Origin of the sequence: Spirosoma profusum (assembly GCF_014699005.1) — a bacterium.
Taxonomy (GTDB): domain Bacteria; phylum Bacteroidota; class Bacteroidia; order Cytophagales; family Spirosomataceae; genus Spirosoma; species Spirosoma profusum.
In genome coordinates this window covers 231,253-244,627 of sequence record NZ_JACWZY010000006.1, presented here as the reverse complement: position 1 = coordinate 244,627, position 13,375 = coordinate 231,253, and the positions used below count along the sequence as shown (strand labels likewise).

Genomic DNA, 13,375 nt, shown 5'->3' with positions numbered 1-13,375 from the left:
GGGAAAAATGGAAATACTGGCCAGAAAGGCAGAAAATGATACTCCTTCTAACGTCGACTTTGGTATCAGATTTTTAGTTTGCCTCCGCTGTTTTTTTCAGATGCGTTTCCAGGTACGTAGTGTATTGCTGGTATAACAAAAGTTGAGTGCCTGCACTGTAGGATACGCCATGCGCACCGGGCGGATAAATCCGTAAATCGGCATCTTTACCGGCATCTTCAAGCGCGTTCATGAGTTGGAACGTATTGCGCACATGTACATTCTCATCCATGGTTGAGTGGGCAATGAACATTTTACCCGTCAAATTTTTCGCGTAGGGCGAGACAGCACTGGTTTTATATTTCTCGTCATTTTCAGGAAGAAGACCCATGTATCGCTCTGTATAAATGGCATCGTAGAGCCGCCAGTCGGTTACGGGAGCTCCAACCAGCGAAACTTTGAAAACACCAGGATGAGTAAGCATTGTATAGCTGCTGGTATAACCACCGTAACTATGCCCCCGAATCGCCATCCGGCTGGCGTCGATCCAAGGCTGTTTAGCCAGCCAAGCAGCGGCTTCTACAAAGTCTAGGCTCTCGTATTTACCTAACTTCTCGTAAACAACTTTTTCAAAATCGCGACCATAGCCTCCACTCCCCCGGTTGTTAACACTTACCACTACGTATCCAGTCTGAGCCAGCCATTGATGCCAGCCCGTCGTATTCCATTCATTATAAACCGATTGCGCACCTGGCCCACCATAAATATCCATAACTAAAGGATACTTATTGTTAGGATCGAAATCCATCGGCCGGATAATCGATATGTCAATAGGCTGCCCATCCGACGTAGTGAAGCGAGTCAGTTCTTTATGAGCGTATCCGTGATTTGCTACGTAGTCCGATACTTTCTGATTGGTTTCAAGCGCTTTGATAAGTTGCCCTTTTACATCACGTAATTCAACCTGCGTAGGCGTCGATACGTTGGAATACTTGTCGATAAAATACTGGCCATTCGTCGAGAAGTTGATCGTATGCTTACCAGGTACCGTTGTGAGCCGACGTTTATTTTTACCATCCGTATCAACCACAAATAACTGCCGCTCCAGGGGCGAAGCTTCTGTTGAAGTATAATATACTTTTTTATTTTTCGGGTCGATGTGGTGTACAAACGTGACCTCCCATTTACCGCCGGTAACGGCATTAAGGAGTTTGCCTGAATAATCGTAACGATACAGATGTGCGTAACCATCCCGCTCCGATACCCAGTAAAATTCCTGCACACCCGCTGGAAAATAAATCAGATGATTAATAGCCGCGAAAAAGTCAAATATATCAATCCACGTATTCGATTTCTCCTCCATAACCTGCTTCGCTTCTCCCGTGCGGGCGTTTGTCATGAACAGACGAAGGTGGTTTTGCTTCCGATTCAGATGCATCAGCGCGAGTTGCCCTTCCTGGGTAGTCCAATAAATGCGGGGAATGTAGCCATCGCCCAGGTCAACATTCATCCAGGCTTTCTTCTGGTTGGCAATCTCGATCACGCCGATGCGAACCGTCGGGTTCTGATCGCCAACGCGCGGGTAGGGTAACGAATCAAATTTCTCATCAAAACCCTTATAATCCGTCAATTTATAGATTGGCACTTTCCGTTCGTCAGACTGCCAGAAAGCAATAAACTTGCTATCAGGCGACCAATCCCAGGCTTGCGCCAAACCAAACTCCTCTTCGTAAGCCCAGCCAAAACGACCATTATAAAACGCCGGTTTGGCGTCGTCAGTAAGTTGGGTTTCTTTCTGCGTAGCAAAATCAAACACGAACATATTGCCGCCCCGTTCGTAGCCTATTTTCTGACCATCGGGCGATAATTCAGCGGTTTGCGCGTCTTTTGCAACGAGTTTCAACGCTCTATCTGCGACTGAATACACGTAGTAATCCGATACGCCCGAATGCCGATAGACAGGGCGGAAGTTGGTCTGAAACAGAATATTCTTCGAATCTTTCGACCATTGAAATGAACTGTACGTAAATGGTTTATCAGAATTCGGAAATTTCAACTGGCTTCCCTCAAATATTACTTCTTCTTTCTGGTCTTTCGGCGACAGAGTTTTAATGGTATTCTGTCCGTCAATGAATGAGAATTTGGTACCGCCTTCAATCCAGTTAACCGAACGAGGCCCCTGCGAGCCAGTCAACTGTCCGCCCGAAAAAATAGCCTGTTGAAGATTCACGTAGCGTTGTCTGGATTGCGCATTGGCGTTTGAGGATAGTAAAATCCATCCAAACGAAAGTAAAATGACCGAAAACCGTCTGGTTGTAAGGCGAGTGTTCATGTACGAAGTGCTTGGTTAAGAACTCAAATTTACGGCGAAAATCCGCTCGAAAAACTCGCATGGGAGTTGGTTTCCAAGCTATAAATTGAAAAGTCCGCCCCCGATTTAGAGACGGACTTTTCCACCCGCGTTACTTAAATCTAATACTTATTGAGAACTGAATCTGGCAGCATTTTCACATCTAAACCGGTTGCTTTCATCAGACTAGCCCGGTTGTTCTGCCCATCTACGTAAGCCGGATTCACAACCATCGACCGATTGTAGTAATACGACGCCAGTTCCAGCTTTTGCCGGTTGTTCTGCGCAAATCCTTCACCTTGATAAATAACCCCCAAGTTATTATAAGCCGGTGCATACGCATTGGCCGCCCGAATGGTCTGTTTGTAGTAATGCTTAGCAGAGTCAACATTCGGGGTGATTTTCTGGAATACGTAAGCCATTGAGAAATAAGCCTCTCCGAAGTTTGGATAAATCCGGGTCGACTCCTGCAGGTGGTCAAGTGCCCAGCGGCCATGCTTGTTCGCGTGCGCAATATTGGTATCAATCAACGCCTGCGCCTTCTTAATCTGATCAGGTGTAGGCTTGGGTTTGAGCGCATTCGTGGCATTGGCAATTGAATCGGCTTTTGTACGATCTTTCAGCCCTTTTTCAATCCACTCATTCGCTACGTGTCGTTGAACCTGACAGCTATTGGGGGCATAAGGAAGCGCCGAATTGAAAAGAATAAAATTATTTTTCCAGTCGGGGTTTCGCTCAATAGTTTTGAACGAATACAGGCCACCGACCACTGCCATAAGTCCTAACAACGGAGCGTAGCGAACCAACATCGGTTTTGACGTAGCATCGCCGTCGGTTTTTACCAGCAGTTTCTGCAAAGCCCAGATCAATACAAAACCCAGCCCCATTACAGCGGCATATGCAAAACGTTCGGCAAAAATACCACCCCGAATCCAGATAAAGCCTAAGCCAGGAGCCATCGTTACGAAGAACCAGAAAATACCAAAACCCCAGAGCGTCCGCTTCACGAAGCCTTTCCAGGCGAACCATATCAGAGCGAGGAACGAGAAGAATCCCGCCCAGGTGAGTAAATCACCTTTGCCGCCCGACGGAATGACATTGTAAGAATAGTCATATACCAACGGATGTGGGAAGATCAACAGCCGCAGATAATACATCAAAAACTTGAACATGGTCGATTTCTGCGTCTTCTCGATGGCGTATGGGTAGTTGGCCCAGTCGACAGGGGGTGTTCCGCTGAGAGTGCCAATCATTTTCTGCTTCTGATAGAAAAACAAAGCGGCAACCACCAGGAAAGGCCACAAACTAATCATCGATTGCCAGATGTTACGTCGGGCAAACCAGTATTGCATAGCCGGAATCAAGGCCAAACTAACGATAGACGACTCTTTCGACAGGAAAGCGAAATAGAGCGAGGCACAGGCCAAACCAAGCCAGCTCCCCGATAAAGCGCCCATAATCAGGACACCTAACACACCACCTGCGGTGCTACCTAACGTATTGACCATCAGGCTGCTGCCAATAACCCAGCCAGCAACGATAGAGAACAGGCCTAACAAACCACCTAAAGCCCAATCACTGGCAGGGCCTTTGAACCAGAATTGTGATTTGGCTTCCAGATGCTTCCAGTACGTTAGCAGCATCAGGGCGATAAATAGAAAGCTCAGGATTTCGTCGCGGCCTTTGATATTGGCAACAATCTCCGTGTGAAGCGGGTGAGCAATGAAAACCAGCCCAATTAGAAAGGCAATAATTACCTGCCCGGACAGCCATTTCTGCAACAAAATGCCGATAACTACGCCCGTAAGCCCGTAAAGCCCAGCGTTAATCATGTGGCTGATGTTCGGGTTATCCTTAAAGTATTCCTGCTCCATTGCGAACGTAATGAGCGACAATGGCCGATAGTACCCCAGGGAAATATTGCTGAAATGCCAGAATTCGGTGCGTAGCAGGTCAGGAATACCGGCTAATCCTTTTTTCACAAACAGATTTTGCCCAACGGCAGCAATATCGTCCAGTGCGTACATGTGCCCGAACGTATTGACGTACAGCAAAAGTCCCAGCAAGCCCAAAACGGCAACTGGCCACCACACCACCGGCCGTCTCTCAATCGGCAGATCAGACGTAGCAGCAGGCGTAGTTGGTTTGGGTGATGATGGGCGTACCGGGGGTCGCTGGGGCGTTTCGCTGGGGCGTGAAGCAGCGGGCCTTGTCGGCGTATTGGTGGGTTGAACAGGTTTGGGAGTCACCGGGCGTGATGAATCATAGCCCGATTGCTTTTTTTTAGCCATAACAGCAGATAACTCGTCGTTTAAAATGAATCTGATTCCTCTCTCAGTTGATTCAATAGCCTAAAGAGAGAATCACTACATTTATGGATTGTAAAGTTCCGTAAGAATGTCAGCAAAATCAATCAAAGTGTATCATCAAATCAAAACATTTCTGGTTCTTCTCAGTTTCGTCGGGTTTATGGCTGGCTGTCGGGTAGTAAAACCAACTTTGTCAACCTCTCAACTTAACCGTAATGACAACCTGGCTCTGGGTAATCCGAGCAGGGCTTCAATCCAGGAACCAGATAATTACCTCATCAGCCGTCCGCAGTACATTTTGTCGTATAACCGCAGCCGAGGCATTGCCAATTGGGTAAGCTGGTGTTTGAATCCGTCCTGGAAAGGCGATAGTCGCCGAACCAACGATTTCAAACCTGATCCGGCCATACCCTCCGGCTGGTATGCTGTCCGCACTTCCGATTACACTAACACCGGCTTCGACCGGGGTCATCTTTGTCCTTCCGACGACCGTGACGTAACACCCGAAGACAATTCCGCTACGTTTCTCCTAACCAACATCGTGCCACAAGCCCCACGGCATAACCGGGAAGTCTGGAAAAATTTAGAAGACTACGAACGAGACTTAATGCTTGGCGGCAATGATGTCTACATTATTGCAGGCGTTTCGGGTACAGGCGGCACGGGTCAGAATGGTTACGCTACTACGTTGGCGAATGGTAAACTGACCGTTCCGGCGACGCTCTGGAAAATCCTGATTGTTGTTCCAACTGGGTCAGCCGCTACGTTCCAGGTTACAGAAAATACGCGTCTGATTGCCGTAAACATCCCAAACGAGCAATCAGCTGCCGATAAATCCTGGCGAGCTTACCTGACCAGCGTCGACAATCTGGAAACAATAACCGGCTACGATTTTCTATCTAACGTACCATCAGATATTCAACGTATTATCGAAGCCCGAGTTGATGGTGGAAGTGTAAATTAGTTTGAGGTTTTCTGGTACGTTAGGAACGTACCAGAAAACCTCAAATGAAAAACTCTACGCTGCAATGGCGGCTGCTTCGGATATGGTTCCTATATTGGTCTGTGTCATGATACGTTGCGTGCGCCGACGTAGCAAAGCAATGGCTTCATTCTCATCAGCAAAGGCGCCGTTTATGTTCACCATATATTTGGCCAACGTATCGTAACGCTTACGCATCAACAGGAAGAAAATTTGCAAAAAATCCAGCCCGTCGAAAACAACGGCTTGATTCTGAGCGTATTTATCAATCGTTTTCAGGAAGAAACCAGGATGTTCAGTCCAGTGCATAGCCGGGCGAATGTGGTGGCTGATGTGGTAACCGTCGTTCCAGCACTTCTTATTGTATTTCACGTTGATGCACGTAATGCTGTTTTTGTATGCATTGCCTGGATCTTCAAAGTCGACAAAGGAGTGCTGCGTCCAGTTGCCCAGCATGGTAATAAGTCGAAATATGAGCAAAGGGAATAGAAATACCAGAACCGTAGCTGCCCAATTCACGTAAAGTAATCCCATGGCAATTATCCCAAAGACAATCTCGCCGATGAGCGCACGGGTAGCCAGCTTCGGGCGGTTTTTACGCCGTAGATAGTTCAGCAAATTACGAACGCCCACTACGAAAAATCGGCCAAAGTAAGCCAGAAAGCTCTGGAAACTATCGCGCTGGAATGCCATCGTACTGCTGTCGTCATCTTCCAGATTATTCTCGGGATGGTGCATGCCGATATGGTGACTGTAGTACGTTTCGGGCGTGTGGCCAAAAAACGGGGCAACTATCCAGGGCAGGTATTTATTCATCCAGTCGTATTCTGATTTGAAAAACTGCCGGTGGCTGGTACAATGCAGCATCAGCCCGAAGGGACCTTTGAAATGAAAATTACTGAATCCGAAATGAACGACAACAACAGTCCACCAAAGCCAGCCCGTTACGAAGGGCATGAATAAGAGTACACTTAGCGGAATCAGGATGAACGTAATGCGAAGGGTAAGGTAGATGAAAGGAAGGTCGCGTTCGTCTTTGATGTACTGGAGAAAGAACTTATCGAATCGATTGTAAGTACGTGGGGTGAACGTGGGGTCCTGAATTGGGCCTAATACCTTCATGTATATTACGGCGGTTAAAGGTTATAAAAAAAGGTTCGGTGAGTTTCGATTTCGTTTTGGACAACAATCGGAACTGCCGAACCTTACTGTAATACTAACGAAAATTTTTTAATTACATTTAAACCAACCTGAATCCGTTTGATTATTTTTTCTCAACGGCGTGACCACCAAACTCATTACGTAAGGCCGCTACCACTTTGCCGGTAAACGTATCATCCTGCAACGAGCGGTAACGCGTAAGCAGTGAAAGAGCAATAACTGGGGTTGGGACGCCTAAATCAAGAGCCGTTTCGAGGGTCCATTTACCCTCGCCCGATGAGAACATCCTTCCTTTGATAGACTCGAGTTTGGGGTCTTTACTAAATGCGTTTTGGGTCAGTTCCATCAGCCAACCGCGTATCACCGAACCGTGATTCCACATTTTAGCCGTAGCTTCAAAATTAACAGGAAACTGACTTTTTTCCAGTACTTCGAAACCTTCGGCAATGGCCTGCATCATGCCATATTCGATGCCGTTGTGTACCATTTTCGTAAAATGGCCGCTGCCAGCCGGGCCTGTATAGAGGTAGCCGTCATCAACCGAAATATCATTGAATACGCCGTGTAATGGCTCAATTACGTCGGCGTCTCCGCCAACCATCGTACAGGCACCATGGCGGGCACCACTGATGCCGCCACTCGTGCCGCAATCCAGAAATCCGATGCCTTTCTGCTTCAGGTATTCGTGCCGACGTACTGAATCTTTGTAATGCGAATTTCCACCATCGATTACTACGTCGCCGGGCTGCATAAAGGCTAGTAATTGCTCGATTACGTTATCGACCAGCGGACCCGCCGGAATCATCAGCCAGAGTACGCGCTTTTCGGGCAATGCTTTATAGAGGTCTTCGAGGGTGTTAGCGCCCTTTGCCCCTTCCTGCCCGATTGCCTCTACTAATGCGGGGTTGATGTCATAGCCGACTACCGTGTGGCCATGCTCTACCAAATTACTGACGAGGTTATACCCCATCTTACCTAATCCTATGAATCCGATATGCATCTTAATCCGTGATTTAAGCAGTCAAATTGGGGATTTTTCCCCGAATCTTTTCAAGCAGTCAGTCATTAATTGTTGATTAATGCCGTTTATATCACCGGGCCGTAAACCCTAATGCGATAATAACTCTCACAACTAACCAGGCAAGCAACACACCCAGCACGGTACCGATGCCATCGGCCAGAAGGTCCAGCCAGTCGGCGCTGCGGTTGATGGGAAGCACGTACTGCATTACTTCAATAAAAGCCCCGAAAAACATGCCGATAATCAATACGCTCAGCATAGAGTAACCAGCACGTTGCCACAGAAACGTGAACAAAACAAAAATAGCAACATGCATTGCCTTGTCGCTCAGGGTTAATAACGTGTTCGGAAGTTCCTGATGTGGCGTCAGACACCCAAGGAGCATTACCACCGTCCAGGCAACAGCCAGCCAGCGCATGAGTACTACGTCGTTCAGAAGACCTATCAAGTATTTCATTTGTTTTTGGTTAACTGTTGAACAGTCAGTACCTGAAAAAAGAGGATCAGGCTAACCAGATAAATTACATTCCGGGAATCAATAACACCTCGCCCCAGCGCCCGATATTGCTCATCCAGAGCAATTAACGATAAATAATACGATACGTCTCCTGCAAACGACAAGCCAGCCAGCGAACTCAGGCCAACGTACAATAGAAAGCAGAAAAATACGCCTAACACAAAAGCTACTACCTGATTATCATTGAGTGACGATGCCCATAAACCAATCGCTACAAAAACGCCACCGAGCAGTAGCAAGCCAATATACGAGCCGAACACACCCGCCGAGTCGATATTACCCATGGGCGAGCCAAGTTGATATAACGTAACATAGTAGAGCAATGTTGGCAACAGGGTCAGAATAACCAGCAACCAGCTCGCCAGAAACTTCCCGCCTACTACCGCCCAACGACTAACAGGTTTTGTCAACAACCATTCGAGGGTACCTCCGCGAATTTCGTCGGCAATGGAGCGCATGGTGATGGCAGGTGCCAGAAACAGCATGACGTAAGGTGTTACGTTAAAAAACGTACCCAGGTCGGCATAGCTGTTATCCAGCAGACTTGTATCGGGAAATACCCAGAGCAACAAACCCACCACCGTCAGAAACACGCCCATGATGATGTAGGCGATGGGCGATGAGAAAAATTGATTGACTTCTTTTCGAAAAACAGCCAGCACGCGGAAAGGGGAGTTCTATTGTTTCAGTGAATAAATAATGAACAATGGCTCTTTACTGATTATCAGCTAGCTAATAATTCATTAACATTATTCAAACGGATTGTCTTTGTTTCGGCGTATGAATGCAGCGATAACCAACGAAAAAATGAGGGCAAGAAGCGCAGTTCCAATCACGCCAAAAACAAAGAGAAACCCAGGACTCTGAAATTTCTCCATTATCCCAATAGCCTGGTCAATTTGTTCGTCCGACATTTTCCCCTCATCTTCCATCCGCTCCCGGGCCGTTTCGGCGGCTCTTTCCATTATTCCTGTGTCGATTACAGTTAGGTAAAACACCGAGAATAAGCTGGAAAGTAATCCGGCAACTGCTCCCATCAACATGCCAATGGTTAATCCCTGGCCATAGGTCATGTATCCTCCATTGAGCGTTCGGAAGTCCCGCATAGCCAGGATGATACCGATTATGATAAGGACGTAGCTGACAGACCCCAACCAGGCATTACCTACGCTATCGGTCACGAACGTAACAATCGAGTAAAGAATCATAGCAATGCCCAAAATGAGTCCCCATTTCAACGCAATACGTGTCGGGGTAATCTGTTCATTCATAGTTTCTTAAATGCTACGTTTGTTTTATACATTCACTTCAAAGACAACCCTTCTCAGAGAAATACTTTATTGCAATACGCTATAATCCTGCTTGCGGAAAATGAGCGAAATGATGAGTACAGGTAATACTGCCAGTGCCGTTTTTTTTGTCAACTCGTCAGGAATCAGCACAGAGGGTTTCATGTTAATGGTTTTTGTCCATTGCTCCGCAAAGGTTTCCGGGCCGAACTGGTCCGTAAGCTGCTTTTTACCTTCCAGCAAAAGTTTTTTAGAGTTCACTACGTATTCGTCAAACACGCCGGGGTCAATCTGGGTCACGAACAGGTAAATGAGCCATCCAGTTACCAAAGCAGCCATTGTATTGAGTACGTAACCAATGGTTAAACCCTCCCAAAAATGCAGCCGACCCTGACCTATGTTTTTGCGGTAGTACCAGACGGTAGTTGCCATCACAATGATATGAATACCGTAATCCAGCACGCGGATGTTACCCAAAGGAGCAATGTCGAGGGCATATAAACCCAGAAAATAAAGGAAGCACAACACACCCGTTATCAGCCCCGCCAGCAGCGGAATTTTTAACAGCGGATGGCTGAAATAGTCGATGATACTTTTCATACGGCAGAATTAAATTGCCCCCGATACGTAGTACCTAATACACGCCCAGTAAAGGTCTGTCCTAAAAACGGCGTATTTTTTGATTTAGAGGCCGTCCGTTCATACGTCCAGGTACGTCCGGGCTGAAAAAGTGTAAGGTTGGCCAGTTGCCCTTCGGCGATAGTAACGGGCGGCAAACGTAGTATCTGCCGGGGACGAGTCGAAAGTTTATCAATGATTTGCCCCAACGACAAGCCTTTGTTGTGACTCATAATCGCAGCAAAAACGGTTTCTAAACCAATAATACCAAAATCTGCTACGTCGAATTCCACGTTTTTACTTTCGGCATCCTGCGGTGTATGGTCCGACACGATGGCGTCGATGGTACCGTCGGCCAGGCCAGCCCACAGCCCTGCTACGTCCTCCGGCGACCGAAATGGTGGATTTACCTTCAGATTCGTATCAAACTCTGCCAGCGACGTATCATCGAACACAAGCTGATGCGCTGCTACGTCGCAGCTAACAGGCAGTCCATTCGCTTTCGCCTGACGTATTAACTCAACGGAGCGAGCGGTGGAAATGGTAGAAAAATGAAGCGCTGGCGGTTCAGCACTCTCCGAAAAGACGTAGTACCCGCTAGGTTTCACTCCTTTTACTCCACTCTTTACCCCCTGCCCTCTACCCTCTGCCCCTACCACATACTCCAGCAAACGCAAATCACGCTCAATCATCAACTCTTCGGCCAACGCGGGCATACCTTTCAGGCCAAGCAACGTGCTTTGAATACCTTCGTGCATTTGCCCGAATCGCGTCAGTAGGGTTTCTTCTGCCCGATTCATTAACAGGCCATTGACGGGTTGCAGGTATTGCAGGGTTTTGAGCAATAAATCGGGATTTTGGATGGGATGGTGACCATCCGAAAACGCTACGGCTCCGGCATGGTGCAGGTCCAGCATTTCGGTAAAATCTTCACCATCTGCTTTCTTCGTAACAGCAGCCACTACGTGTACACGTAGTGGCTGACCTTCAGCCATGCGTTGAACGTAGCCCAGCGTCCCCTTCGAATCGATTACGGGGTACGTATTGGGCAATACAGCAATGTCAGTAAAGCCCCCTGCAGCAGCCGCCCGACAAACGCTGGTAATGTCTTCTTTGTGTTCAAAACCAGGGTCCTGCGCCGACACCCTCAGATCGACCCAGCCGGGCGATACATGTAGATCGTCAGCTTCAATAACCTGCGTATTAGCTTCAGCGGTCAGATTTTCACCAATCTGGCGAATCAGGCCATTGTCAATCAATAAGTCAACCGTTTGGCCATCAAACGGCGAATCAGTATCAATTACACGGGCCGAACGTATCAGGAGTTGCATAGTCAACGCTCCGTTTTGTCAGAACGGGCGGGGCTGGATTAAGGTAATTCACAAAAAAGGCCCCTCTCGGAGCCTTCTGGTTCACTAAATTATCGATCAGGCGCCGACCAGTTCCTTATACGTATCGGCGGTCAGTAGTCCATCGACCTGTGCTGCGTCAGACAGTTTTAAACGGATTATCCAGCCTTCACCGTAAGGGTCGCTATTAAGCAATTCAGGCGATTTTTCGACCGCTGGGTTGAGTTCGAGAACTTCACCATCTACGGGCAAAAACAAATCCGATACGGTTTTCACAGCCTCTACTGCGCCGAACACCTCACCCTTTCCAAGTGATTGACCAACCGTATTGACATCGATAAAAATTATATCACCTAATTCATGCTGGGCGAACTCGGTAATGCCAATCACGGCCGTACCATCTTCGTCTACCCGAATCCATTCGTGGTCTTCCGTATAACTCAGCTCCGCGGGAAAATTCATTGTTGAGGAAATTGATTTTATGCCCACAAAATACGGTAGCTCCGACCGGATTTGCAAACGCTACGTTACGTAACTGTTACGTCACTTCGTCACTGTCGACTGGTTGGGCGAAAAATTATAAGCACCGAAACGGTCGCTACTCTGCCGCTGAATCATCCATTGCGGATAGGGCTTCGGGTTGGCACTTATTTCATCAAGCTGCTGGAGTTGATCGGCGGTCAATTTCACGTCGGCGGCTTTGATGTTATCAGTAAGCTGGTCCGTATTTTTCGCGCCGATAATAACGCTCGTTACGCCCGGTTTTGCCAATACCCAGGCCAGAGCAATCTGCGCCACAGACACACCGTGAGCCTCAGCAATCTGCGCCATTACGTCGATAATGTCGTACGCACGTTCCTGATTCACAGGTGGAAAATCGAACCCTAACCGACGTGAATCTCCTTCTGGTTTATTGCTACGTGTATATTTTCCGGATAGAAAACCGCCCGCCAGCGGACTCCACGGCAGAATTGCCATTTGCTGATCCTGAACCATCGGTACGATTTCGTTTTCGATGTCACGCCCGGCAATGGAGTAGTAATTCTGGGTCGAAATAAATTTCGTCCAGCCGTATTTATCGGCGATTCCGTTGGCTTTCATCACCTGCCAGGCCGCCAGATTTGAGCAACCAATGTAACGCACTTTACCACTCCGCACTACGTCCTCAAGCCCACGCATGGTTTCATCCAGCGGGGTTATTGGGTCGAATCCGTGAATCTGGTACAGGTCGATATGGTCAATTTGCAGGCGTTTCAGGCTGCCTTCAATCTGCTGCATAATTTGCAGTCGCCCCAGCCCTACCTGGTTTTTCCCCTGCCCCATGCGTGCACGAACTTTAGTAGCAATCACTAGCTCGTCGCGCGAGAGGCCAAGCTCTTTAATGGCCTGTCCCAACAACTGCTCCGACTCACCAAACGAATACACGTTGGCCGTGTCGATAAAGTTGATGCCGCTATCGACGGCGGTTTTTACAATGTCATTGACAGAATTTTGCTGGAGTTCGCCCATGGCTTTCCAGTGACCGGTTCCACCGAACGTCATGGTACCCAGGCAAAGTTTAGAAACCAATACGCCCGTATTGCCGAGTTGATTAAACTGCATAGTTGAGTTGGTTAGGTTTGTGGTACGTTAATTCATTAGCCGCAACAGTCTGTATTGGCAACGGGTTCACATTTTTCAACGTATCATCGAATTGATTTTGGGACGTAACACTATGAATCTGTTCGACGTAACTGCTACGTCCAGATGGTGGAGTTTCAGCAAAAACGACTTTTTCTGACAAATGGTACGTAGTAAAAC

The 13,375-nt window shown here is 47.7% G+C and carries 13 protein-coding genes; 1 reads left to right on the top strand and 12 read right to left on the bottom strand.

Annotation, left to right across the window (positions count from 1 at the left end; genetic code table 11):
- Positions 1 to 73: 73 nt before the first annotated feature.
- Positions 74 to 2,311 (bottom strand): S9 family peptidase, encoded by a 2,238-nt coding sequence (locus IC229_RS09905; protein ID WP_190886804.1) that lies wholly within the window; start codon positions 2,309 to 2,311, stop codon positions 74 to 76.
- Positions 2,312 to 2,451: 140 nt separating this feature from the next.
- Positions 2,452 to 4,620 (bottom strand): tetratricopeptide repeat protein, encoded by a 2,169-nt coding sequence (locus tag IC229_RS09900; protein WP_190886803.1) that lies wholly within the window; start codon positions 4,618 to 4,620, stop codon positions 2,452 to 2,454.
- 106 nt (positions 4,621 to 4,726) lie between these two features.
- Here IC229_RS09900 and IC229_RS09895 point away from each other — a divergent pair, with 106 nt between their 5' ends.
- Entirely contained in the window at positions 4,727 to 5,602 is an 876-nt protein-coding gene (locus IC229_RS09895; protein ID WP_190886802.1) for a DNA/RNA non-specific endonuclease, read from the top strand.
- 54 nt (positions 5,603 to 5,656) lie between these two features.
- Here IC229_RS09895 and IC229_RS09890 read toward each other — a convergent pair whose 3' ends face one another.
- The 10 genes from IC229_RS09890 to IC229_RS09845 form a co-directional block, all read right to left on the bottom strand.
- Positions 5,657 to 6,742, bottom strand: a complete 1,086-nt coding sequence (locus tag IC229_RS09890; protein WP_190886801.1) for a fatty acid desaturase family protein — start codon at positions 6,740 to 6,742, stop codon at positions 5,657 to 5,659.
- A 142-nt stretch (positions 6,743 to 6,884) separates the two neighbouring features.
- Positions 6,885 to 7,781, bottom strand: coding sequence for a phosphogluconate dehydrogenase (NAD(+)-dependent, decarboxylating) (gnd, locus tag IC229_RS09885; protein ID WP_190886800.1), 897 nt, complete (start codon positions 7,779 to 7,781; stop codon positions 6,885 to 6,887).
- A 91-nt stretch (positions 7,782 to 7,872) separates the two neighbouring features.
- Positions 7,873 to 8,259, bottom strand: coding sequence for a VanZ family protein (locus IC229_RS09880; protein ID WP_190886799.1), 387 nt, complete (start codon positions 8,257 to 8,259; stop codon positions 7,873 to 7,875).
- Entirely contained in the window at positions 8,256 to 8,981 is a 726-nt protein-coding gene (gldF, locus tag IC229_RS09875; RefSeq protein WP_190886798.1) for a gliding motility-associated ABC transporter permease subunit GldF, read from the bottom strand. The genes IC229_RS09880 and gldF overlap by 4 nt, the downstream gene beginning before the upstream one ends.
- A gap of 87 nt (positions 8,982 to 9,068) precedes the next feature.
- The gene (locus IC229_RS09870) at positions 9,069 to 9,590 is read right to left on the bottom strand and encodes a DUF4199 domain-containing protein (protein ID WP_190886797.1); all 522 of its coding nucleotides are present in this window, start codon (positions 9,588 to 9,590) and stop codon (positions 9,069 to 9,071) included.
- Between the two features lie 66 nt (positions 9,591 to 9,656).
- Positions 9,657 to 10,208: a DUF4199 domain-containing protein gene (locus IC229_RS09865; protein ID WP_190886796.1), complete on the bottom strand. Its 552-nt coding sequence runs from the start codon at positions 10,206 to 10,208 to the stop codon at positions 9,657 to 9,659.
- The gene (locus IC229_RS09860; protein ID WP_190886795.1) at positions 10,205 to 11,557 is read right to left on the bottom strand and encodes a dihydroorotase; all 1,353 of its coding nucleotides are present in this window, start codon (positions 11,555 to 11,557) and stop codon (positions 10,205 to 10,207) included. The genes IC229_RS09865 and IC229_RS09860 overlap by 4 nt, the downstream gene beginning before the upstream one ends.
- 96 nt (positions 11,558 to 11,653) lie before the next feature.
- Positions 11,654 to 12,037 carry a glycine cleavage system protein GcvH gene (gene gcvH / locus IC229_RS09855; protein ID WP_190886794.1) on the bottom strand — a complete coding sequence of 128 codons (384 nt, stop codon included), beginning with the start codon at positions 12,035 to 12,037 and terminating at the stop codon, positions 11,654 to 11,656.
- 81 nt (positions 12,038 to 12,118) lie between these two features.
- Positions 12,119 to 13,177 carry an aldo/keto reductase gene (locus IC229_RS09850; protein ID WP_190886793.1) on the bottom strand — a complete coding sequence of 353 codons (1,059 nt, stop codon included), beginning with the start codon at positions 13,175 to 13,177 and terminating at the stop codon, positions 12,119 to 12,121.
- The gene (locus IC229_RS09845) at positions 13,167 to 13,358 is read right to left on the bottom strand and encodes a hypothetical protein (RefSeq protein ID WP_190886792.1); all 192 of its coding nucleotides are present in this window, start codon (positions 13,356 to 13,358) and stop codon (positions 13,167 to 13,169) included. Before IC229_RS09845 ends, IC229_RS09850 begins: the two co-directional genes overlap by 11 nt.
- Positions 13,359 to 13,375 lie beyond the last annotated feature (17 nt).

Bases quoted from the DNA above. Each gene is read 5' to 3' on its own strand.
- IC229_RS09905 (WP_190886804.1), bottom strand. From the start codon at position 2,311: ATGAACACTCGCCTTACAACCAGACGGTTTTCGGTCATTTTACTTTCG.
- IC229_RS09900 (WP_190886803.1), bottom strand. From the start codon at position 4,620: ATGGCTAAAAAAAAGCAATCGGGCTATGATTCATCACGCCCGGTGACT.
- IC229_RS09895 (WP_190886802.1), top strand. From the start codon at position 4,727: ATGTCAGCAAAATCAATCAAAGTGTATCATCAAATCAAAACATTTCTG.
- IC229_RS09890 (WP_190886801.1), bottom strand. From the start codon at position 6,742: ATGAAGGTATTAGGCCCAATTCAGGACCCCACGTTCACCCCACGTACT.
- gnd (WP_190886800.1), bottom strand. From the start codon at position 7,781: ATGCATATCGGATTCATAGGATTAGGTAAGATGGGGTATAACCTCGTC.
- IC229_RS09880 (WP_190886799.1), bottom strand. From the start codon at position 8,259: ATGAAATACTTGATAGGTCTTCTGAACGACGTAGTACTCATGCGCTGG.
- IC229_RS09870 (WP_190886797.1), bottom strand. From the start codon at position 9,590: ATGAATGAACAGATTACCCCGACACGTATTGCGTTGAAATGGGGACTC.
- IC229_RS09865 (WP_190886796.1), bottom strand. From the start codon at position 10,208: ATGAAAAGTATCATCGACTATTTCAGCCATCCGCTGTTAAAAATTCCG.
- IC229_RS09860 (WP_190886795.1), bottom strand. From the start codon at position 11,557: ATGCAACTCCTGATACGTTCGGCCCGTGTAATTGATACTGATTCGCCG.
- gcvH (WP_190886794.1), bottom strand. From the start codon at position 12,037: ATGAATTTTCCCGCGGAGCTGAGTTATACGGAAGACCACGAATGGATT.
- IC229_RS09850 (WP_190886793.1), bottom strand. From the start codon at position 13,177: ATGCAGTTTAATCAACTCGGCAATACGGGCGTATTGGTTTCTAAACTT.